At 34.2% G+C, this 23477-nt stretch carries 17 protein-coding genes; 4 read left to right on the plus strand and 13 right to left on the minus strand.

Going from position 1 to position 23477, the window contains the following annotated elements; genetic code table 11:
- Nucleotides 1-620: 620 nt before the first annotated feature.
- The 3 genes from phnE to phnC form a co-directional block, all read right to left on the minus strand.
- Nucleotides 621-1427, minus strand: coding sequence for a phosphonate ABC transporter, permease protein PhnE (gene phnE / locus F6K40_RS03125; protein ID WP_293131247.1), 807 nt, complete (start codon nucleotides 1425-1427; stop codon nucleotides 621-623).
- A gap of 321 nt (nucleotides 1428-1748) precedes the next feature.
- On the minus strand, nucleotides 1749-2672 hold the full coding sequence (gene phnD, locus F6K40_RS03130) for a phosphate/phosphite/phosphonate ABC transporter substrate-binding protein (protein ID WP_293131250.1): 924 nt from the start codon (nucleotides 2670-2672) through the stop codon (nucleotides 1749-1751).
- A gap of 171 nt (nucleotides 2673-2843) precedes the next feature.
- Entirely contained in the window at nucleotides 2844-3596 is a 753-nt protein-coding gene (phnC, locus tag F6K40_RS03135; protein WP_293131253.1) for a phosphonate ABC transporter ATP-binding protein, read from the minus strand.
- Nucleotides 3597-3948: 352 nt separating this feature from the next.
- Between phnC and F6K40_RS03140 the strand changes: the two genes are divergently transcribed.
- The gene (locus tag F6K40_RS03140; protein WP_293131256.1) at nucleotides 3949-4584 is read left to right on the plus strand and encodes a class I SAM-dependent methyltransferase; all 636 of its coding nucleotides are present in this window, start codon (nucleotides 3949-3951) and stop codon (nucleotides 4582-4584) included.
- A 30-nt stretch (nucleotides 4585-4614) separates the two neighbouring features.
- Here F6K40_RS03140 and F6K40_RS03145 read toward each other — a convergent pair whose 3' ends face one another.
- From F6K40_RS03145 to F6K40_RS03170, 6 genes are all read right to left on the minus strand, one after another.
- Nucleotides 4615-4791, minus strand: a complete 177-nt coding sequence (locus tag F6K40_RS03145) for a hypothetical protein (RefSeq protein WP_293131259.1) — start codon at nucleotides 4789-4791, stop codon at nucleotides 4615-4617.
- A gap of 1372 nt (nucleotides 4792-6163) precedes the next feature.
- Complete coding sequence (locus tag F6K40_RS03150) at nucleotides 6164-8260, minus strand: AAA-like domain-containing protein (RefSeq protein ID WP_293131262.1); 2097 nt, start codon at nucleotides 8258-8260, stop codon at nucleotides 6164-6166.
- 844 nt (nucleotides 8261-9104) lie between these two features.
- Nucleotides 9105-9260, minus strand: a complete 156-nt coding sequence (locus tag F6K40_RS03155) for a hypothetical protein (RefSeq protein ID WP_293131265.1) — start codon at nucleotides 9258-9260, stop codon at nucleotides 9105-9107.
- A 373-nt stretch (nucleotides 9261-9633) separates the two neighbouring features.
- Nucleotides 9634-10929, minus strand: coding sequence for a P-loop NTPase fold protein (locus F6K40_RS03160; protein ID WP_293131268.1), 1296 nt, complete (start codon nucleotides 10927-10929; stop codon nucleotides 9634-9636).
- A gap of 627 nt (nucleotides 10930-11556) precedes the next feature.
- Nucleotides 11557-12231: a Uma2 family endonuclease gene (locus tag F6K40_RS03165; RefSeq protein ID WP_293131271.1), complete on the minus strand. Its 675-nt coding sequence runs from the start codon at nucleotides 12229-12231 to the stop codon at nucleotides 11557-11559.
- A gap of 94 nt (nucleotides 12232-12325) precedes the next feature.
- Nucleotides 12326-13081 carry a Uma2 family endonuclease gene (locus F6K40_RS03170; protein ID WP_293131274.1) on the minus strand — a complete coding sequence of 252 codons (756 nt, stop codon included), beginning with the start codon at nucleotides 13079-13081 and terminating at the stop codon, nucleotides 12326-12328.
- A 425-nt stretch (nucleotides 13082-13506) separates the two neighbouring features.
- On the opposite strand from F6K40_RS03170, the gene F6K40_RS03175 reads away from it, so the two are divergent.
- From F6K40_RS03175 to F6K40_RS03185, 3 genes are all read left to right on the plus strand, one after another.
- On the plus strand, nucleotides 13507-13842 hold the full coding sequence (locus F6K40_RS03175; protein ID WP_293131277.1) for a hypothetical protein: 336 nt from the start codon (nucleotides 13507-13509) through the stop codon (nucleotides 13840-13842).
- 347 nt (nucleotides 13843-14189) lie between these two features.
- Entirely contained in the window at nucleotides 14190-15410 is a 1221-nt protein-coding gene (gene chlP / locus F6K40_RS03180) for a geranylgeranyl reductase (RefSeq protein WP_293131280.1), read from the plus strand.
- A 1739-nt stretch (nucleotides 15411-17149) separates the two neighbouring features.
- Nucleotides 17150-17740, plus strand: a complete 591-nt coding sequence (locus tag F6K40_RS03185; RefSeq protein WP_293131283.1) for a YdcF family protein — start codon at nucleotides 17150-17152, stop codon at nucleotides 17738-17740.
- Here F6K40_RS03185 and F6K40_RS03190 read toward each other — a convergent pair.
- From F6K40_RS03190 to F6K40_RS03205, 4 genes are all read right to left on the minus strand, one after another.
- Nucleotides 17725-18039: a DUF2288 domain-containing protein gene (locus F6K40_RS03190; RefSeq protein ID WP_293131286.1), complete on the minus strand. Its 315-nt coding sequence runs from the start codon at nucleotides 18037-18039 to the stop codon at nucleotides 17725-17727. The genes F6K40_RS03185 and F6K40_RS03190 overlap by 16 nt on opposite strands.
- A gap of 180 nt (nucleotides 18040-18219) precedes the next feature.
- Nucleotides 18220-18855, minus strand: a complete 636-nt coding sequence (locus tag F6K40_RS03195; RefSeq protein WP_293131289.1) for a lysophospholipid acyltransferase family protein — start codon at nucleotides 18853-18855, stop codon at nucleotides 18220-18222.
- 679 nt (nucleotides 18856-19534) lie between these two features.
- The gene (gene fabD / locus F6K40_RS03200) at nucleotides 19535-20476 is read right to left on the minus strand and encodes an ACP S-malonyltransferase (protein WP_293131292.1); all 942 of its coding nucleotides are present in this window, start codon (nucleotides 20474-20476) and stop codon (nucleotides 19535-19537) included.
- Between the two features lie 495 nt (nucleotides 20477-20971).
- Nucleotides 20972-21967, minus strand: coding sequence for a beta-ketoacyl-ACP synthase III (locus tag F6K40_RS03205; protein ID WP_293131295.1), 996 nt, complete (start codon nucleotides 21965-21967; stop codon nucleotides 20972-20974).
- Nucleotides 21968-23477: the final 1510 nt, after the last annotated feature.

Here is a 23477-nt window from a genome sequence, read left to right on the forward strand (position 1 = left end):
TGCCCAACATGAAATATTCTACAGTAATTTCAGGAAATTCTTTCACATCTAAAGTTTGAAAAAGTAAGATTTTATCGGCTTAAAACTTTTCGCTGCGTAACATGAAATATTCTACAGTAATTTCAGGAAATTCTTTCACATCTAAAGTTTAAAAAAGTGAGATTTTATCGGCTTAAAACTTTTCGCTGCCCAACATGAAATATGCTAGGGAATTCAAAAGTCAAAATTCAAAAGTCATGCATTAAGATTTTATCGGCTTAAAAATTTTCGCTGCGCGACATGAAATATGCTAGGGAATTCAAAAGTCATGCATTAAGATTTTATCGGCTTAAAAATTTTCGCTGCGCAACATGAAATATTCTACAGTAATTTCAGGAAATTCTTTCACATCTAAAGTTTGAAACTGTTTGTAAAATTATTTTTTCAAATTGGTACAAGTGCTGATATTTTTTTAGTTGAAAGCTTACAAATTAAGTCGATGACAAATAATTTGTAAGGGAACACTTAACTGGGAAAACTTAACTGGGAATAGGGAATAGGGAGAAATAATTGAAAAGCTTTTATCGCCCATGAAAAACAATAGCTGATAGCTGATAGCTGATAGCTGAATGCTATAAGAACTAAATAAATTTTTGACGTAAATAATTACTTAAACTATCAACCACAGTAACCATCATTAACACAACTAATAACAGTGCGGAAACTTCCTCATATTTGAGTAAACGTAAAGCTCCAATAATTTCAAATCCAATGCCACCAGCTCCCACAGCACCTAACACCATCGAGGCTCGAAAATTGTATTCCCAACGATAAAAAGTCACGTCAGCAATTTGAGGAAAAATCTGAGGAAAAATGCTATGAAAAATAATTTGTAAATGATTAGCACCCGCAGATTTTGCAGCTTCAATAGGAGCATTATCCGTATGTTCTATAGCCTCAGCAAAGAATTTTCCCACCATCCCAATTGAATGAAATCCTAATGCTAATACCCCAGGAAGTGTACCAAATCCAACTGCTGCTACAAACAGAATTCCTAGAATTAATTCAGGAATTGCCCTAGCTATATTTAGAATCATTCTTGATAGAAAATAAACAATAGGATGAGGTGTAGTATTACGAGCAGCTCCTAAAGAAAGGGGAAGAGAAAGAATCATAGCCATACCTGTACCAGCAATACTCATAGCAATAGTATCAATTAAAGGTTTAATCCAGTCTCTAGCGCGACTAAAATCTGGCGGAAACATTTCTCCAATCATTTCAATTAAGTCAGGAATCCCCTCAGATATTCTTTGTCCATCTAATAATCCCACACTCCCAAAGCTGACTAAAATAATGCCTAATAAGGTCAATGTTTTAGTCAAAGAAATATACCAACTTCTTTGTTGTTGACGGAGTAAACTATCAAATTTATTGGAAGTAAATTTCATTTCAGTTATCAGTTATTAGTTATCAGTACCTCGTGGAATAGGGAGGCTTTAAATAGGGAATATTCTTTTTTCTTGATCGATTGGATATGGCGAAGTTCCTAATTAATGGATAATTGATAATTACCTCTCCCTTTTAGGCAGAGGTTATAATGCAAGAATTAATAATTTTGAATTTTGAATTGATTTGACGATTGGATATAGCGACGTTCCTAATTAATGGATAATTGATAATAACCTCTCCCTTTTAGGCAGAGGTTATAATGCAAGAATTAATAATTTTGAATTTTGAATTGATTTGACGAATTTTTTGAGCTTAGTCTATTATTTGCTTAATTCAGCAAAATCCAGATCGAGAACTTTTCCTAAGTCTCTCACCACATCATAATCTTCATCTGTAACTGATTGAAATCCATCAGCTTTAAATGGTTTTAGTATCGCCTCATCTTCTAATTCTAAAAATGCCTGTTGAATTTGTGTTTTAAGTTCAGGTGCTAAATCAGAACGCATTGTCCAAGGATATTGGGGGAAAGGTTTAGATTCGGCAATAATAATTACCTTATTTTTATCAATTGTTCCCTTCTCAATTAAGGCAGTAAAAATGGGTTTACTCAACCCTCCCGCTTGTGCATTTCCATTAGCAACAGCAACAGCAACAGCATCATGGGCACCTGCAAAAACTTCTTCATAATTTTCCCCTGGTTTTAATCCTTTTTCCATTAACATTGACTTGGGAATTAAATGACTAGAAGTAGAAGCTTGATCGCCATAAACCATGACTTTTCCTTTTATTTTTTCATATGAATCAATTCCTGATTCTGCATTACCAATAACTAAAGCTTGATAAGTGGTTTTTCCATCTTTTTTTAAAGCAGCAAAAGGTTCAATATTACTTTTAGTTTTTGCTAAAACGTAAGATAAAGGTCCAAAATAGGCTAAATCTAAACGCCCTTTACTAGCTACTTCAATCATAGAAGAATAATCGGTACTGACAAATAATTCAATATCTTTATTTAGTTTATTTTCTAAATAGGTTTCAAGTCCTTTATTATTTTGAATGACAGTAGCTGCAGATTCATCTGGTAATAAAGCAACTATTAGTTTCTGAGGGTTAGCTTTTGTATCCACTTGTGTGGATTGATTTCCTGTATTTGATGTTTGAGTATTAGAATTACTACAACTAACTAAACTTAAACAAGCCAAAAAAAGCACTACCACAAAATTTTTTTTGAGGATTAAACTTAACATAATCTTTTTTTCCTAAACAATCAATGAATTAATTATAAATACTGTTGATAAAAAGTCAATATCTTTTTTTTATAAATATTTTATACACAACATTTATGCAGTTTTACTGAAAGGTATAGTTTGATATATAGCAATTCCCAAATTATGAGGTACAATTGTTTTTCTTCTGTTCTATTCCCTATTCCCTGTTCCTTGTTCCCTTTGATAGATTTCTTCAAGTTGGTAGTTTTTTATTTCTGAAGGACTACCATCAAACAGAATTGTTCCTTTACCTAATCCAATAATACGATCAGCATATTCTAAAGCTAAATCAACTTGGTGTAAACTAACTAAAGCTCCTATTCCATCTTCTTGACAAATCTTGCGTAAATTGGATAATACTTGATGAGAACTGGTAGGATCTAAACTAGCGATGGGTTCATCAGCTAAGAGAAATTTAGGTTGTTGGGCTAAAGCACGAGCAATTCCTACTCGTTGTTGTTGTCCCCCACTTAATGTTTTAACAGGTGTTAAAGCCTTATCTAATAAACCTACTCTTTCTAAACAATTTAAGGCAATATATTGATCTTTTTTAGGAAGAGGAAATAAACTTCTGAAAGTAGAATGATAAGCTAAACGACCTATAAGAACATTTTTCAGAGCAGTTTGTCGGGGAATTAATTGATGTTGCTGAAAAATCATTGCTGTTCTTTGACGATGTTTTTGTAATATTTTGGGGTGATATAAATTACTATTACCTTCAGCAATAACTTGACCACTGGTAGGATAAATAAGAAAGTTTATACAGCGTAAAAGTGTAGATTTTCCAGCCCCAGAAGAACCTAAAATTACCGTGAATTCCCCTTGAATAAATTCAACAGAAATGTTGTGTAAAGCTACTTTACCATCTGGGAAAGTTACTCCCAGATTATTCAGAGAAATCATACTGTTTGATTGGTTGAATGATGAATTAATTTTTCCGAAATTTTACTTTTAATATCAATGTTTTGTCAAGTATATTTTGTGATTTTTTTGTAGGAAATAGGGAGTAGGGAAAAAGAAAAAAATGTATCTATTATCATAAGATAATAGCTATATTTTAGAATTTTAAATAACATCTCAATTCTCACATCTTATTCCTGATTTATATATAAAGTGTTACCTTAAGTATATCATTACTTTTGGGGATTAATATAGCCTTTCCCAAGGTCGTGAGGTACAGTTATATTTTTGTCTTTTTATTCCCTGTTCCCTGTTCCCTGTTCCCTATTCCCTATTCCCTAGCGCTCTAATTGAAATGAACGAAATTAAAATTCAAAGACAATACGATCAAATTGCTAATATTTATGATGTACGCTGGCGTAATTACATCATTAATACTCTTACTTTTCTCTACAATTGGGAGAAAATTCAACCACAAGCAATAATTTTAGATGTTGCTTGTGGAACAGGTGAATTTGAAAGACTATTGCTCGAAAAAAATCCGACACAAAAAATTATAGGAATTGATATATCTGAAAAAATGTTAGATTTAGCTAGAAAAAAACATGATGCTTTTTCTCGTGTCGAATTTCAACAAGCTTCAGTTCATTCACTACCGTTTGAAAGTCATTATTTTGATGTAGTTGTTTGTGCTAATTCTTTTCATTTTTTTGACAAACCTCAATTAGCATTAGCAGAAATGAAACGGGTAGTCAAACCTAATGGCAAAGTGATAATTCTTGATTGGAACAAAGATTATTTTGTCTGTAGAATTTGTGATTGGTTATTACAAATTTTCGATCCTGCTCATCAACGATGTTATACTCAAGCTGAGTTAAATCAGTTATTAGTATCTGCCAAGTTTAAACTAGATGGTGCAACTAAATTTCATTTAGGAGTTATTTGGGGAATGATGGTTGTTAGAGCTATTCCGATCACATCGCACAATTAATTGATTTGAAAATTATTTACCTTTATAAATTCAATAAAACTTACTGTTGGACTTGACAAAAGAGGATAAAGTTTTTTTCAGGACTTGGTAGTCCTGCTGAGGAATGGCGAAGATACATAAGTTTTGTAATTTCTTCCCACACGAACCAACTTCCCACACTTCCCACACCTCCCACATCTCCCACACCTCCCACACTCTCTCTACCATTCCTCAGCACGACCACCCAGGACTTATATCATGTCCGGTTGAACAGTTATAAATAAAAATGGAGGAGTCAGGAGAGAAGAGGAGGGAATTTTAAGCTATAAGGAGGAGAATTTTTTGAACACTAATTATCCGGACATGATATTACCGAAAAAATCAGGTTTAAAGTCTCTCCTTTCAAGGAGAAAAAAATAAAAAAAATTCCTTTTAACTAATCCTCTTCTTAAAAAGAAGAGGTAATTATAGCGTTTCTCAGCAATCGTGAGGTACACCTATCTTTATTTGTTCCTATTTCCTATTCCCTGTTTCCTATTCCCTATTCCCTATTCCCTGTTCCCTATTCCCTGTTCCCTGTTCCCTAAAACCAAGGAATTTTGTACCTCACGCTTCTTGGGAATTGCTATATTAATTATTAATTGTTAATTATTAATTATTGAAGCAAATTATTAAATAATACCCTATCTGTAGGGGCGATTCGCGTTTGCTCCGCATTCCGCAGGAAATCGCCCCTACTAGATATAGCGTGGGTCAGTCCTGATTATATCATATCATGTCCGGTAGCATCGGTATTGTATAGCAAAGGTAGGGAACACTTAACTGGGAACAGGGAACAGAGAAGAATACTTAAGAGCAAGAAAAAAAACTTAAATTTCCTGTAGATACTCACCTTTGGGTTTACACTCTCCGATACAAGCGGACATGATATCAAATATGAACCAGACTTACAAAATATGCCTCTATTTCGTGAGATTATTGTTGCTTATATCATGTCTCATTAAATAACTGTAATAAACAATCTTTCCCAAACCTCGTAGAGACCTTGCATAACAAAAATGCGTTTCATGTCGCGCAGCGAAAGGTCTCTACATTGCGGTTAATTAATGTTACTTGATATTACAGCAGTTTTGATTTGGGTAAACCACAGTAGGGACTTTCCATGGAACGTCCCTACAAGATTCTGGTTGTGACGTGAAGTCATCAATATGAAAGGCGCTGTAAACTGCTAATAATTAAGTAATATTATGTCCGGATAAGAGCGTGATCAAAAAACTTGCTCCTCTTCCCTCCTGACTCCTCCCTCTTTTCTCCTGTCTCCTGTCTCCTGTCTCCTGACTCCTTCTTCATTGTGGTTCATCAATATGAAAAGCGCTGTATTGTGAGAAAAAACCAATGACTTTGGAGGAGTATAAATCTTTGGTTTATGAGCGATAACCTCAAGTTTCTGTTGAATATTTTGGTGGTAATGAACAGCGTTATCAAGAATGGTTGAAATTAAATAATCAGACTTTTTAACATTGATAAATTATCAGTTATTATCTCATGTCAAGTAATATTTTCTCCTACTTTTTAATTAAATTTGATTCAGACATTAAATTCATTTGACATCTCTTAAATAATTTTCAAAATATAAACGATAAAGTTTGCAGCTAACTAATATTTTGCCATCTATATCTTTGATTAATCCTAAATTCATAAGTGTTTTAATAGCATTAGTTTCGATATTTCTTATATCTTCGGCGTTAATTATTTTGAGAAAATATTGAGCTATATCTGAATGCTGTTTTAAAGTGGCTAAATATTCTTGTAAATAAGGACTATGATAAATACCATCTTTTGTAGGAGCAGTTTCTAAGATTTTCTCTAATGTCATGGCATTACAAGTTTTAAGACTATGAAAAGTCAAATCTACTAAATAAGGATGACCTGCCACCATTTTCATTAGTTCCTCTACTTGATAGTTATCTAAGTTAAGTTGATAATTTTCAGCCAATTGTTGTACTTGTTTGGAGGTAAATTCTGGCACTTCAATAGTCGTACCGATATTAAATGGGGATTGATTAGGATTGATTTTCATCTCAATATTCGGAGTATAAGAAATAACTAATCGTAATCTTTGCCAGAGATGATTTCTACTAGCTTTATCACTCCAAGAGCGGAGCATTCCCAAGAAATCTTGATCGATTTCGTTGATACGAAGCAATTCTAAATTATCTAAAAATAAAACCATAGGGCATTTTAATTCTGGCAATAAATACTTTTCAAAGTAGTTATTACAGGTCACTTTACTGCCGAATTCTTTAGTTACATTATCCCAGTCATCTAATTTAACAGGTAGTTCTAATTGACTACTAACATTGGCACATAGCCAACGCAACAATTTATTCAATTGGGATAAATCGCTATTGTCAGCTTCCTGAAAACTAATAGATACAATCTGGGAATTTTCCTTGGCTTTGAATTGCTCTAATGCTCGATTTATCAAGATAGTTTTTCCCATCTTTTTAGGTGCTTTTATCCTGATTATGTAATTGGTTGATAACAGACTTTTATAAATTTTTTGCTCGATTAATAGGCGTTGGATATAATTTGGTGACTTAGTATCTTGTGCAGGATTAGATTTTTTGATTTTTCTGGATTGATTTTCACATTTTTCATAGTCAAAATATTCTTCAAAAGAGAATGGATAATTAGTAGTAACATAGTCAGAAAATATTTTGATACTTTTTGAGCTAACTCCTCCATTTCCAAGAAATATTTTTCCCACTGTAGTCCGATGTAAATCAGCTTTTTTGCTAATTTTATTAAGGCTTTGCTCTACTAGATAAATTTTTTGAACTTTCTCGCGTCCTGCTTTTGTTAGTATATAACCTCCCTTCGAACCCAACTCTTGCTGCAAAGCTATTGCCTTCTGAAAATATTTGATCGCTAACTCTGTCTCCTGCTGATAATTTTCACATTCCCCACGTTCCACTCGTCGATCAAAAATATTTCCCAAACTTCTATACAAAGTCACCAAACTAGCATTCTTCACCTGCTTTTCCCGTTCAATATCCGCAATCAACTCCTGCAAATCTGCCACTGGCAAAAAATGAGGATCGTCATCATCTACCTCATTCCACTTTTCACCCAAAGTCGGATTCAAAAAATCAACATGATTCAAAAAATCAACATCCTGCTTAGGAAGAGCCATTTTCTGAAAAGAAACAAACCGAAACACACCCTTGCACCACGCCCAAAAATCAGGCGCTTTTTTCCCCACACTGCGTTGCATCTGAAACGTCATCCACAACACAATAGAAAAGGGAAAATGTCGCAAAGCTTCCCGCGTCCACTGTAAATAACCCAAAAACTTATCCTGTTCCGTTCTTTCCCCATCAAAACTCAAAAAACGCAACCCATCAACACCCGTCACAGTAATCACAGCTTGTTTTCCTGCCTGCAAATATTCATCAGTTTCCACCACCGAAGCGATCGCTGCCCTCAGACTCGGTTCTCCCTTTGGTATCTGCACTCGATAGCAAGGAATATAAGGCGATAATTCTTGTTCATACATTTGAATTATTTCCTCTCGATATTCACTATCATCACAAACAGCAACGAGAATATTTAACGAATTAAAACTCGCCTCAATCGAAACAATTAGATCGTCATAATTCTTTTGATTTTCCGGATTTTCTAGCAATTTTGTCATATCAGTTATAGCGCGTAGCGCTAGGGAATAGGGAATAGGGAATAGCAAATTGTCAAAGGGTTTTCCTAGGTCATGCTGCGCAAACAGGATTTATAAATGTCCTAACCTTAATGCGTAGTGCTATATCAGCTTTTTCAGGCGTAGGTTGGGTTGAGGTCTCGTTTAGCTAACGCACAACTTTCCTTACGGAATGCTATCGCAAACGTTAACGCGGAGCGACATGAAAAGCGGAGCTTAACAGGATAAACCCAACGAGAATAAGGACTCAACAACAATAAGGCGTATGTTGGGTTTCACTATTGTTCTACAAGGGCCTACATTTGCTTTAACAAATTGGTATTAGTCATCAATTATCAATGGCTTTGTTGTAATAGCCATAGAAAATCCGTTCCGCTTTTCGGTTGTCCCCGACATGAAAAGTAAACCTAGTGGCAGCTATATCACCCTCCTTCTATAGATTGATGCTTTATTCATTTGTTGGCCAATAGTTAAATCGCTCAAAGCCTTTGCAGGTATAAGTTTCAGCCTTTTTTTTATTAATTTTTGATGTTTGATTTATTTATTGGACAATAGTTGTAGAAGTATAAAGTACATGGATCTTAAGCTTGTCCGGTAGCTATATGCTTGTCTAGCAACAAAGCCATGTTGCATGAAAGTAGCCATAGAAAATCCGTTCCGCTTTTCGGTTCTCCCCGACATGAAAAGTAAACCTAGTGGCAGCTATATCACCCTCCTTCTATAGATTGATGCTTTATTCATTTGTTGGCCAATAGTTAAATCGCTCAAAGCCTTTACAAGTATAAGTTTCAGCCTTTTTTTTATTAATTTTTGATGTTTGATTTATTTATTGGACAATAGTTGTAGAAGTATAAAGTACATAAGCAGAGCAAGTCAGGTAGCTATATGCTTTCATCCAACATGGCTTTGTTGTAATAGCCATAGAAAATCCGTTCCGCTTTTCGGTTGTCAGATCCGACATGAAAAGTAAACCTAGTGGCAACTATATCACCCTCCTTCTATTATTCTATTGGCCAATAGTTGAATCGCTCAAAGCCTTTACAGGTATAAGTTTCAGCTTTTTTTTATCAAACAAACCTTAGATTTATTTATTGGACAATAGTTGTAGAAGTATGAAGTACTTCAACAATTAATAATTAACAATGAATAATTAATAATTACCTCTCCTTGAAACTGATAGGATTGTCTAATCATGAAAATTTTTATTTATTATCCCCTATCCAAGGGGAGGCTTTAAACCACAATTTTTCGGTAAGCAGAGCAAGTCCGGTAGCTATATGCTTTCATACAACAAAGCCATTATCAATTATCCATTATCAATTATCAATTATCAATTATCCATTATCAATTATCAATTATCCATTATCCATTATAATTCCCTTCCTTTGCAAAAGTTCTGTAACAATAGGGTGAATATCATACCAACCATCACTATTGCGATATTCTAAGACATATAATGCATGCAATAAATCTAAAAATCGTTGTTCTTTAGAGTCATTTGGTTGAAAATTCTGATAAGTTTCTTTTAAAACTGCATAGTCTGCACTTCCAATTCTAGTGTCAAAATCAATCCTAATATTAGTTATAGCTTCTTGTAAAACTTCAGCATTAATTTTTATCTCTAAATCATCAGGTTGACGCCGAATTAACCGTAAACAAATCCGACAACATTGATTAGTTATTCTGACTAACTCCCGCAAAACTCCGCCACTATAAATAACAATTTTCTTGACAATTTCCGGCTCAATTAAATCTTGAGAAATTCGTTTATACATTACATCAGTTAATATCGCCGTAGGTTCTGGTATTGGCACAGAATTAGGTATGCGACTTTCTCCCTGTTTAAATAATTTAGAAACTGGCAATGTCAGAATTTGATCGTTAGTTTCTGCTACCAAAGTTCCTGCCATTCGTACTTCCCGTAAAGCTGAAATAGGAACAGTAAAAATAATTGTAAAATTAGGTTGAAATAATGCTTTGACATTTTCTTCATAGACCTGTCGCGCTACACCCAAGTCGATTTTATCCAAATCATCAATAACGACTAAAACATCTTTTCTCGAAGCATTCTGAACTACAGCAGCAATTTCATTAATTCTATTTATTAAATCAGATATTTTTTTGCCAAATTCTTGTTTAATTTCGTCTCTAAGATTAGCATCAGCTTTCAACTTCCCGGCAATAATTTCAAATAAGTCAAAACCTGCCGAAGTTTCAGCCTTAAATTGTTTAATTTCGGTTCGAGTATGCTTGGCAAACCATTTATAAAATTCCTCTTTTATAGATGATTTAATATTTATCTTTTGCTTATCAGCTTCCTCCATTAAACGAACAGCGATCGCGAACAAAATATTAATGTGATTAACATCAGACATTTCTATCGAGTCAGAGATAGAAAAAAGCACCACAAAATATCTATCTGCCATCTTCCGACCAAATTTTGCTAAAAGAGTAGACTTGCCACATCCGCGATGACCAGCAAAAATTATTTTACTATTATTATAAGGACTATCTTCGACAAGTTGTTCTAACTCTTCCATCGTTTCAGTGCCATATTCAACCCAAAACTTTTCTAGTTCTGATTCTTCCAGCAGTGGCAGAAGTTGCATATTTCTATATGCTTCACGAAATGGTTCTAATAGTTGACTCATTTTCCTCTAAATTGTTTGCTTTTATAGTAATAGTATAGAAGAAATTAGGCGTTGCTGAAACACGGTATAAAATTCCCAAATTTCTAATATATAAATCAGACCTATTTCTCCTATTTAAGGTGCAGAAAAAGAACCATTATAGCTTCTCCTGACTCCTATAAAATTATACTTTTATTCTATTCAGCAACGCTATAAATTAGTATAGGGTTTTGGTTTGGAGACCAAACCCCTACAGTATTGAATTTTAATGATATTACTGGAGATGTCTATTAGAAGAAAATAGCGATCGCTTCCATCCTTCTAGTTTCTGGAAAATTTAATTTAAAATACACAGGACTAAAGCCATGCGAACCCAGAAACCCGGTTTCTCGTAGATGTTTATTGTCAAAAACAATGATTTCTCATAGAAACCGGGTTTCTTTGCGTAAGTCCTAATACATAGGCGTGAAAATCAAACATAGAATTAATTATTATCCAGAAATTATCAATTATTTCTCCCTCAAATTATCAATTATTTCTCCCTCTTCCCCGTTCCCTATTCCCTATTTTATCTCAAGGTATAAAAGCGAGTATTTTCCAAACTCAAAGTAGTTATGAATTTCCTAAATTATCCACAAAAATTTGATGTTATACTGTAGCTAACCCCAGTTGTACAACTTCAATAACTTTCATTAAATCCCCTGTTAATAAAGCAGCTTTATCTAACCATAACCCCGGAAAAATTTCACTACAAATTCTTCCTTCTGAATTAGGTTGAAGCTGAATATATTCCCCTGAATTTAACCGAAACCAATCAATTTCTCCATCCTCAACTCGCCAAACCAAATACTCTTGAACTTGATTACGACGATAAACTTTGAGCTTATCATGCACATCAAAAGAAACACTACTCGCGGCAATTTCAACAATTAATTCCGGCGCTCCTTCCACATACCCATCCTCACTAATAATTGACTGCCCATCATTTTCAATTCGGAGCAAAGCATCAGGTTGAGGTTCATTATCTCCATCTAAACGAACAGTAGAATTATCTCCAAGTTCTATACCAGGAGTTGCTGACCAATAAATTCCCAACCAAGTCATAATTCGTGCATGAGGATTACCATGTTTTCTCCTTCGTAAAGGAGAGGCAATATAAACTATTCCCTCAATTAATTCTGCTTTTTTAATATTTGACTTGCTATAACGATTTTCAAATTCAATTCGAGTTAAGCGTTCGCGGAGCGTGGCGTTAGCTGTATCGCCATTTTCTAGGGTGGGAGTTATTGTTTTTAATGCTTGATTTTTCCAACTAATTTTCATCTTCTAGAATACCTCTTTTTTGATTTTAAGCAACGAGAAAAATTCTTGTACTTTCTGGCACATTCCTCCAGAGTATTACCCAAACTTAAAGTGGTTATAAATTTCCTAAATTATCCACAAAATTTTGATGTTCTACTGTAGCTAATCCCAGTTGTACTACTTCAATAACTTTCATTAAATCCCCTGTTAATAAAGCAGCTTTATCTAACCATAACCCCGGTTGTACTACTTCAATAACTTTCATTAAATCCCCTGTTAATAAAGCAGCTTTATCTAACCATAACCCCGGAAAAATTTCACTACAAATTCTTCCTTCTGAATTAGGTTGAAGCTGAATATATTCCCCTGATTTTAACCGAAACCAATCAATTTCTCCATCCTCAACTCGCCAAACCAAATACTCTTGAACTTGATTACGACGATAAACTTTGAGCTTATCATGCACATCAAAAGAAACACTACTCGCCGCAATTTCAACAATTAATTCCGGCGCTCCTTCCACATACCCATCCTCACTAATAATTGACTGCCCATCATTTTCAATTCGGAGCAAAGCATCAGGTTGAGGTTCATTATCTCCATCCAAACGAACAGTAGAATTATCTCCAAGTTGTACTCCTGGTGTTGCAGCACGATAGAGTAATAACCATCCCATAATTGAGGCATGGGGTTCGCCATGTTTTGTAATTCGTAAAGGAGATGCCATATAAACTATTCCCTCAATTAATTCTGCCTTTTTAATATTTGACTTGCTATAACGATTCTCAAACTCAATTCGAGTTAAGTGATCGCCATTTTCTAGGGTAGGAATTATGGTTTTTAATGCTTGATTTTTCCAACTAACTTTCATCTTCTAGAATACCTCTTTTTTGATCTTAAGCAACGACAAAAATTCTTGTACTTTCTGGCACATTCCTCCAGAGTATTACCAAATTAAAAATTCAAAGTTAAAAATTTTTGCTTCAAACTTAATTTCAATATTTCAACCCTCTGACTTCACGCAGAGGTTATAATTTTGAATTAATAATTTTGAATTTTGAATTGATTTGACTTACGAATAAACCGGGTTGATCTAAGAAATTTTGTAAGTTGTGATAATTTGACTTTTCCTGATAAGAATCAAATATCGAAATTATCATATTTATCTATATTCGATTCGTTTTTTTCTTCTCCTCTGTTCCCTAAAACTTTCCAATATCTCACAACTTAAATCATATTGCTATATTTATATTTGTGAATCAATTTTCAATCTATTTATCAAGAGGCTTTTACTTTATGAAATCAACTAAATCAATTTTATTTGCCTTATCCAGTTTAACCTGTTTTTACTTAAATTTACCTAGTGCTTTAGCAGATGCTAATGTAGTTGTCGATGACCAAATACAATTAGATGAACCAGGTTTATATTTAGCTACAGCTACCTTAAAATATGATGATGGCGATGTCTTAAAAGGTGATTTTCGAGTTTATTGCCCGACATCAACTATTCGCCCTACTAATTATGTTTTAACTGACAAAAATGGTAATGTCAAAAAACAAGGCGAATGGTGGGAACCTGCATTTGAAGCCAAGTATTCGGCAGAAAAATCCCTCATTACTCTAGTGTGTTAATAAAATAATCAGATTAGATAACATAGCTGGAAAATTTTTAGTAATTCAGCACTTACGCAAAATATTAAATTATATACCATCTGTAGGGGCAAACAGCGGTTTGCCCCTACTAAATAAGGTGGTTATGCGTAAGTTCTGTAATTGTTATTTGCTTAATATATAAAAAACTTGATTTTAAATTTGGATTTTTAAATTTTACGAATATAAAGTCCATCAACAAGCATTAAGTATCAAAATATTAAACTCTGTTGCATTTTCTTCACATATCCTCACAGAATCAACCACGAGACCCAAGTCCGTGATACCATCCCATCTTGTATATAGAAAAAAGATTAAGGAGAAGACCTTTGACTTTAAGGGTTGCTGTTGTTGGTTCTGGTCCAGCAGGTTCCTCTGCTGCCGAGACCTTAGTAAAAGCAGGTATTGAAACTTACTTATTTGAACGTAAACTAGATAACGCCAAACCTTGCGGTGGAGCTATTCCCCTCTGCATGGTCAGTGAATTTGACCTACCACCAGAAATTATCGATCGCCGAGTTAGAAAAATGAAAATGATATCTCCCTCCAATATTGAGGTAGATATCCATATAGAAAAAGAAGATGAATATATAGGTATGTGCCGTCGGGAAGTATTAGATGGCTTCCTCAGAGATAGGGCAGCATCTCTAGGAGCTAACCTAATTAACGGCACAGTTTATAAACTAGATATTCCTACTAATGATAGAGACCCCTACACTATTCATTACTCTGACCATTCAGAAGGAGATGTCCAAGGAACAGCCAAAACCTTAAAAGTGGATTTAGTTATTGGAGCAGATGGGGCCAACTCCCGTGTAGCAAAAGCCATTGATGCTGGAGATTATAATTACGCGATCGCCTTCCAAGAACGTATTCGTATCCCTGACCATCTCATGTCTTATTACGAAGACCTTGCAGAAATGTATGTAGGCGATGATGTGTCCCCCGACTTCTACGCTTGGGTATTCCCCAAATATGACCACGTTGCTGTAGGTACTGGTACAATGAAACCTAACCAGGCCAAAATTAAACAGTTACAAGCAGGTATTCGCGCTCGTGCAGCTAAACGTATCGCAGGTGGCGAGATAATCAAAGTAGAAGCTCATCCTATTCCCGAACATCCTCGCCCTCGTCGGGTTCGTGGTAGAGTTGCTCTAGTTGGAGATGCTGCGGGTACTGTTACTAAGTCTTCTGGTGAAGGTATCTATTTTGCAGCTAAGTCTGCTCGGATGTGTGCTGAAACTATTGTTGAGACTTCTAATAATGGTGCTATTATCCCGACTGAAGCAGATTTGAAACTTTATCTGAAGCGTTGGGATAAGAAGTATGGCATGACTTACAAAGTATTAGATATTTTGCAGAGAGTCTTCTATCGTTCTGATGCTACTCGCGAAGCATTTGTAGAAATGTGTGCTGACCGTGATGTACAGAGATTAACTTTTGATAGTTATTTATACAAGACTGTTGTACCTGCTAATCCTTTAGTTCAAATGAAGATTACTGCTAAAACTATTGGTAGTATGCTCCGGGGGCATGCTTTAGCACCTTAGATTAATACCAATTTTCTGAAAGATTGTGACTTATTAATTCATACTTTCTAACTTCTGTAGGGGTTTGGTCTCCAAACCCCTTATCTTTTGATAAATCCTACCAACACTAAAACAGTTTGTAGGAATATTTTTTAAAATTGATAATTATGGCTTGCTGATTAAATCTAAAAGCATTTACAGATAAAGGTTTTAGCTTTTTAAAGACTTTAAAAAGTACAAGGTTTTCCTTATAAAGAGCTGCATCAAAGTGAGGATTTTAGGTTGACTATTGGCTGAAAAATCAAGGGATAATCTTCCGACTGCCTCTCGCTCATTCCCCATTCCTCCTGTCTCCTGTCTCCTGTCTCCTGACTCCTACTCTTACTAATAAGGCTTTTTCAGGAAGCCCTAATTATTAATCTATTTCCTAAAACTCAAAAGTCAATTAAGATAAATGGCTATAGGTAATTAAGTTAATCTTAAAATCCTGCCAAATATTACAGTGGAGTTTTACTATAAGTGAAAATATAAAAATCATTCTTGACTTCTAATCCTATGCTTTTTTTGTAAGCTCAAGGTTATAGCAGGTAAAACAAAGGTTAAGATATAGTTATAGATTACTTTTAACTTCTAACTTCTAACTTTTGACTTTTGACTTTTGATTAACTTCAAGCTTAACATGGGGCTGTGGCTCAGATGGATAGAGCAAGCGCCTCCTGAAATATCGGGCACCATGTGAGGAAACTCCGTGAGTGAATGTGGTCAAACTCAAGGAAGCCTAAGTCTTTTATACAGATAAGGTAATCTTGAGCCAAGCTTTACCTGATTACGGTAAAGAAGGTGCAGAGACTAGAGTTTTACGGAGCAATTAAAATTCTCCTAAAACGTTAGGCCACCACCTAAAGCTATGAAAGCTATGGTGAAGGGATAGTCCAGAGAGTGGGGAAACTCACACAAATCTGAAGCGCTAGGTCGCGCGTTCGAATCGCGCCAGTCCCGTTCATTAAAATTCAAAATTCAAAATTCAAAATTCAGATTGTATTTAACTACAGTAATACTCAACTAGATTGTAAGATTTGATTCTAGGGGTTGGGCCTCCAAACCCATTAAGCTTTTGGCTAGTAGTTGATTGTATTTGACTACAAATTTGATTTTATCTAACTATAGTAATCCTCAACTAGATTGTAATATTTGATTTTAGGGGTTTGGTCTCCAAACCCATTAAACTTTGTGGATAGTAGTTGATTATAATGACAGTTGATAATAAAAATTAAAAGTTAAAAGTTAAAAGTTAAAAGTTTGATTGTATTTGACTACAAATTTGATTTTATCTAACTATAGTAATCCTCAACTAGATTGTAATATTTGATTTTAGGGGTTTGGTCTCCAAACCCATTAAACTTTTGGATAGTAGTTGATTATAATGACAGTTGATAATAAAAGTTAAAAGTCAAAAGTTTGATTGTATTTGACTACAAAGCAGATTGTATTTAACTACAGTAATCCTCCTAATAATTGTTAAAAACATACAAAAAACCTTAGTAACTATTTGGCTGTTGAAGCATAGCTGAAATATAGCATTAATGCATGGTAATTGGTATGAGTTACCTTGTATATAGTTCTCAGTTTACATATCAAATCTAAATACTATGATAATATCATTATCTCCTACTCCGGATGGTAGATAATACTTTCTGAATATTAATCTTGAAACTCTTTACCATTTGCAAGACTGCAGATGGTTTTTTATTTTTAAAGATATGGTTGTGAGGGTAGTCTCTAGTAAAAAATTATATAAAGGATTGAAGATTTCTCGAATTTCCTGGTTTTTAGTAGGATTTTTGGTAACTTTTTGGTTTGGTTATCAGCAATTTGCAGGCAGTATTGAACCTCCTCAAGCTTTATTGGTACTTGGTGGGGCCATAGAAAGAGAAGTATTTGCCGCAGAATTTGCCCAGCAACATCCTCATCTAGATATTTGGGTATCTTCTGGTACTAACCCAGAATATGCAGAATGGTTATTCTCCCAAGCTGGCATATCACAAACCCGTTTACATTTAGACTATGATGCTGTAGATACTGTAACTAATTTCACGACAATAGTAGATAAATTAAAATCCCAAGGTATTACAAGCGTTTATTTAGTTACCTCCGATGACCACATGCGTCGCGCTAGAGTTATTGGCCAAATTATTTTGGGTAGTAGGGGTATTACCTTTAAACCCCTACCAGTTCCCTCTGGGCGATCGCCTGAACCTATCGAAAAAGTGATTCGAGATGGAATTAGAGGAATTGTTTGGTTAACTACCGGTTATACAGGAGCCAATTTTTTCCATCAATTCTCCCCTTGAGTTTCCACAGGTTCTTGGATTAAAACAAAAGGCTGTACTATCAAAGCATTAAACTTTTTAGTATCGTTACTATTCCAAATCGATAATTGTTCTGCTGAGGGTTTATAAATAAGTTCTTGCTTCATCCAATTTTGCACAGAAGATGTATTGTCAGAAGCGATCGCTTCCCCCACATCCAGCAAATCCAATTTTTGGTCTATAATTACTACAACATCACGTTTAACATGAGGTACTAACCAATTCCATTCAGCCACATCCAAATTTTCAGCTAATCGTTCTCTAATATTAATATCTTCCATTTTATTGTTAACTAAATTTATTAAATAAGCACTCAGGACTCAATAGAATTTTAAATTCTAAATTCTGAATTCTGAATTATAAATTTTATATCTTGCATTTTCTTTCTAACTAAATTTATTAAATAATCACTCAGTAGAATTTTAAATTCTAAATTCTGAATTCTGAATTATAAATTTTAGTTAACGTCCTAAATCGTGCATTTTGTTAATTATATCTGCACATTGGTGGCTGATTAATTCTAAATCTTCTTTTTTAGTTGATTCAGGAGGAGGTATAAGCTCTCCTATTCTGACAGTTATTGGTACAGAATTAGCGATCAAACCTTGACGCTTTACTGCATGAGTACCCCAAATACAAACTGGTAATAATGGTACTTTGGCCTTGGCAGCAACTAAAGCAGCACCTAATTTTGGTTCTGAAATTCTACCATCTAGAGTTCTAGTTCCCTGTATAAAGATACCTACTGCCCATCCTTCTGCTAAACTATTTATAGCGGAACGAATAGCACTTCGATCTGCCGATCCCCTGTTAACAGGATAAGCACCATATAAGGTAATTATCTGCTTCAAAATTGGCACGTCAAATAATTCCTTTTTTGCCATATAAGCAACAGGTCTTCTGGCAGAAACAGATAAAATTGGAGGGTCTAGATCGCTAGCGTGGTTACTAACTATTACTAAAGGTCCTTGTTGTGGAACATTTTCCATGCCATAAATATTACTGCGAAAATAAAAACGAAGTATAGGAGCTACTACTGACCATTTTAATAAGTGATAAAGAACTAAATTCTTAACTGGTTCACGATTTTTAGCCACAGGATTTTAATGATTTATAGGATTCAATAATTAATAATTAACAATTAATAATTATTATAACAATCAGGAATGAGATGTGAGAAAAAGCTGTAGGGGTTTGGTCTCCAAAGCAAAATGCTAAGGGATTTGGAGACCAAACCCCTACGATAAAATCTTACAACCTAATTTAGGATTGCTATAATTACCTGTTCTTAAAAAGAAGATGATTGGTTAAAAGTAAGCATTCAGCTATTAGCTGTCAGCTCTTCCTGCGGAATGCTACGCAAACAGCTTTTTAATAAATGAAGTAAGCATGAGCTTTTACCGAAAAATTTTGGTTTAAAGCCTCCCCTTGGATAGGGGATAATAAATAAAAATTTTCCTTTTAGTCAATCCTATCAGTTTCAAGGAGAGGTAATAATTAATTATTAATTATTAATTATTAATTATTAATTGTTGAACCATACTTTGAATTCTTTGAAATCATAAATATCCCAATTCCTTCTCTCAAGATAATGAAATTGATAGTTGAATACTGACTGCTGAATGCTTATGGTTAAAAGGAATTTTTTTCTCCTTGCTGATGAGAGGCTTTATACCTTATTTTTTCGGTAGGATAAAGAACTAAGTAAAAAATTTACCCCGTCAATTGTACCATATCAACATTAATCTGGAATCTGCTTTTAACAATTATTAATTATTAATTATTAATTATTAATTTTTTTTCTTCCTTCTTCTCTTTTCCTTCTTCCTTATTCAAAATGGCAAGGCACTGCTGTAAACTACTCACATTTACCAATTTTAAACTAGAACAAACGCGCTTGATCAAACCACTAAGTACCTTTCCAGGACCAATTTCTATAACTTTTTTTACCCCTTCTTTTTCCATTTCTAAAGATGTTTCACGCCATCTCACACCATTTGTCATTTGCTGCTCAAGACGCTTTTTTATTATCCCTGCATCTGTAGTAGCAGTAGGCTCAAAATTGGAAATTACTGGTACTTTAGCATCAGCAAATTCTACAGATTCTAATATTTCTTGAAATTCTCTAGATGGAGACTCCATTAAAGGAGAATGAAAGGCCCCAGAAACATTTAATTTAATTGCACGTTTAGCCTTAACTTTTTCAAGTAAAATTTTTATGGCTTCTGGTGTACCAGATATGACAACTTGACCCGAATCATTATCATTTGCCAAAACTACATCAGGAGTTTGTTCCAGTTCTTCTTCAAGCTTTTTTCCATCGAATCCTATCAAAGCTGTCATCTCTCCATCTGTGACATTATTCATTAGTTCAGCACGTTTTTTAACTAATTTTAATCCTGTCTCAAAATCAAATACTCCAGCAACATAGAGAGCAACATATTCTCCTAAACTATGACCTGCCACCAGATTTGGTTGACAAGAATTAGCAAGCATTTCGTCTGCTAATATACTTTCCACTACATACAAACAAGGTTGAGTATAGATAGTTTGAGATAATTTTGCTTCTTCTTTTTGGCAAATTTCTGTTACAGACCAACCTAAAATTTGGTGAGCTTGGTCAAATTTTGCTTTGGCAGAAGGTAAATCTAATAAATCTATTCCCATACCAACTTTTTGAGAACCTTGTCCCGGAAACACCCATGCTGTTTTTGTCATTTTGATATTATCAATTTAACTATGTAAAAGTTTGTTTTTAATTTCTAAACTTACTTGATAATTTCTTTCTATAAATATCTAACAAATTTGATAAATAATCCCAGAAGAAAAAGAAGATTAGAAATTTATATTCCTGAAGTAGCTGGAATTGATTAATTTCTACTAGAATTATATTTTTTACCGAAAAATTAAGGTCTAAAGCCTCTCTATTCATGGAGAAAAAAGAAAAAAAATTCTTTTAACCCAATCATTTTGTTTATGAGAAGAGGTAATTATTAATTATTTAATTAACTAGCTATCATCCCAATTACAAAAGGGTTGAATTGCGGTTAAAATCCCCTTCTCGTAGGTAAAAAAGTATTCCGACTAAATTGCTGAGTAGCTTGTTTGATATATATCCCTATCAACTCCTTTTTTTCGAGGCAATAAGTAAAATTTCAACAATGAACAATTATTAGTTATTAATTATTAACTATTAGTTGACTTTTGACTTAACTAAATACTGCTCCACTCAAAAATTACCGCCCCCCAAGTTAATCCTGCTCCAAAACCAGAAGCAGCAATAATATCTCCCGAACTAACCTGGCCTTGCCTAACAGCTTCGTCTAAAGCTAGAGGTATAGAAGCAGCAGAGGTATTGCCATAATTTCGGAGATTACTAATAACTTTCTCTGACGGAATATTCAATCTACTAGCAACAGCATCTAGAATTCTTTGGTTAGCTTGATGTAATAGTAACCAGTCAATTTCCTCTACACTAATATTAGCTCTAAAGAGAGCTTTTTCTATCACTTCCGGTACTTTTTGTACGGCAAAACGATAGACTTCCTTGCCATTCATAGTTATTGGTTGATAAGTACCTTTACTAACAGCTACTCCATCAATTATTTTCTTTTCTTGAGGTTGGTAAGAAAGATTTAAACAGTTATTTTGACTACCATCACTGCGAAGTTCAAAACCCAGGAGGCGATCGCGCCCTGAAGCTTGTAAAATAACTGCACCTGCCCCATCTCCAAATAAAACACAGGTGGTTCGATCTTCCCAGTCTACCCAACGGGAGAGAATATCTGCCCCAATTAATAAAATATTTTGATAAACTCCGTTACGGATAAACTGCGCTGCAGTTACTAGGCCAAATACAAAACCAGAACAAGCCGCAGTCATGTCAAAGGCCACCGCTTGCTTGGCGTCCAACTCCGATTGAATTTGACTAGCAGTACCAAATAAATCATCTGGAGTAGATGTAGCTAGAATAATTAGGTCAATATCTTTAGCAGTAATATTAGTTTGGCCAAGAGCTGCTAGAGATGCTTGAGTTGCCAGACTACATAATGATTCTGTTGGATTTGCCAGTTGTCGCTTACGAATCCCAGTGCGAGACCCGATCCATTCGTCAGAAGTATCTACTATTTGGGATAATTGTTGATTATCTAGAGATACTTTTGGTATTGCAGAACCACTTCCAGTTATAGAAACACCTATATTTGTCATCTGTTAGTTTTTAATTATTATTTATTTTCTAGTATTATTTACTGTCTATTCTGTTTCAGTAAACTGTTCCTCAATTACGTTTGGCAAAGTTAAAGTATTATATTGGTAAGGGTTGTCCTATGGTCTAAATAGTTTTTGTACAAAACCCATTTCTTACTCTTTGCTGTTACAACGATTTCCTTAATTTAGATAGATCGAAAATTCATCAGTTGGAGTTTAGAGCGCGAATATTTTGACCAAGCAACTTAGTCAATATAGATTGGATTTACAACTTTTGGTAGTCCTAAATATGTAAGGATGTTAGTTGCTATATCCCTTTAATTTTCATTTATGTAAACTGGAAAAATCATGACTTGTGTACTATTACCAAATTTTTGAGAGACAAACTAGAAATCACTCTTGTTTGCCTAGGTTTTTCTTATGTGTTTTTTATTAATCATTCCTGAATCTATAGACTTTTCTCTTCTTGTTTTAAAACTATTTGTCCTCACTTCTTATCAGTGCTTGTTTAAACCACATCAAAATCCAAATAATCAAAAATTTTCTGGTCAAGTTTACCAGATAATTATTAAAGCTGAAAAAAACAACTTCTTAGTTCTGAAGTTCTGACTTCATTAAGCTTGTTTCAACCACATCATAAAGAACCAAAAACTTCCGAGTCTAGTTGACTAAATAATTCTTAGACCTGAAAAACTACTGCTGAGTTTTTAGTTCTAAAGTTCTGACTTCATTAAGCTTATTTCAACCACATCATAAAGAACCAAAAACTTCCGAGTCTAGTTGACTAAATAATTCTTAGACCTGAAAAACTACTGCTGAGTTTTTAGTTCTAAAGTTCTGACTTCATTAAGCTTATTTCAACCACATCATAAAGCATCAAAAACTTCCGAGTCTAGTTGACTAAATAATTCTTAGACCTGAAAAACTACTGCTGAGTTTTTAGTTCTGAAGTTCTGACTTCATTAAGCTTGTTTCAACCACATCATAAAGCATCAAAAACTTCCGAGTCTAGTTGACTAAATAATTCTTAGACCTGAAAAACTACTGCTGAGTTTTTAGTTCTGAAGTTCTGACTTCATTAAGCTTGTTTCAACCACATCATAAAGCATCAAAAACTTCCGAGTCTAGTTGACTAAATAATTCTTAGACCTGAAAAACTACTGCTGAGTTTTTAGTTCTGAAGTTCTGACTTCATTAAGCTTGTTTCAACCACATCATAAAGCATCAAAAACTTCCGAGTCTAGTTGACTAAATAATTCTTAGACCTGAAAAACTACTTGTGAGTTTTTAGTTCTGAAGTTCTGACTTCATTAAGCTTGTTTCAACCACATCATAAAGCATCAAAAACTTCCGAGTCTAGTTGACTAAATAATTCTTAGACCTGAAAAACTACTGCTGAGTTTTTAGTTCTGAAGTTCTGACTTCATTAAGCTTGTTTCAACCACATCATAAAGCATCAAAAACTTCCGAGTCTAGTTGACTAAATAATTCTTAGACCTGAAAAACTACT

The organism is Okeania sp. SIO3I5 (assembly GCF_010672085.1).
Lineage (GTDB): Bacteria > Cyanobacteriota > Cyanobacteriia > Cyanobacteriales > Microcoleaceae > Trichodesmium.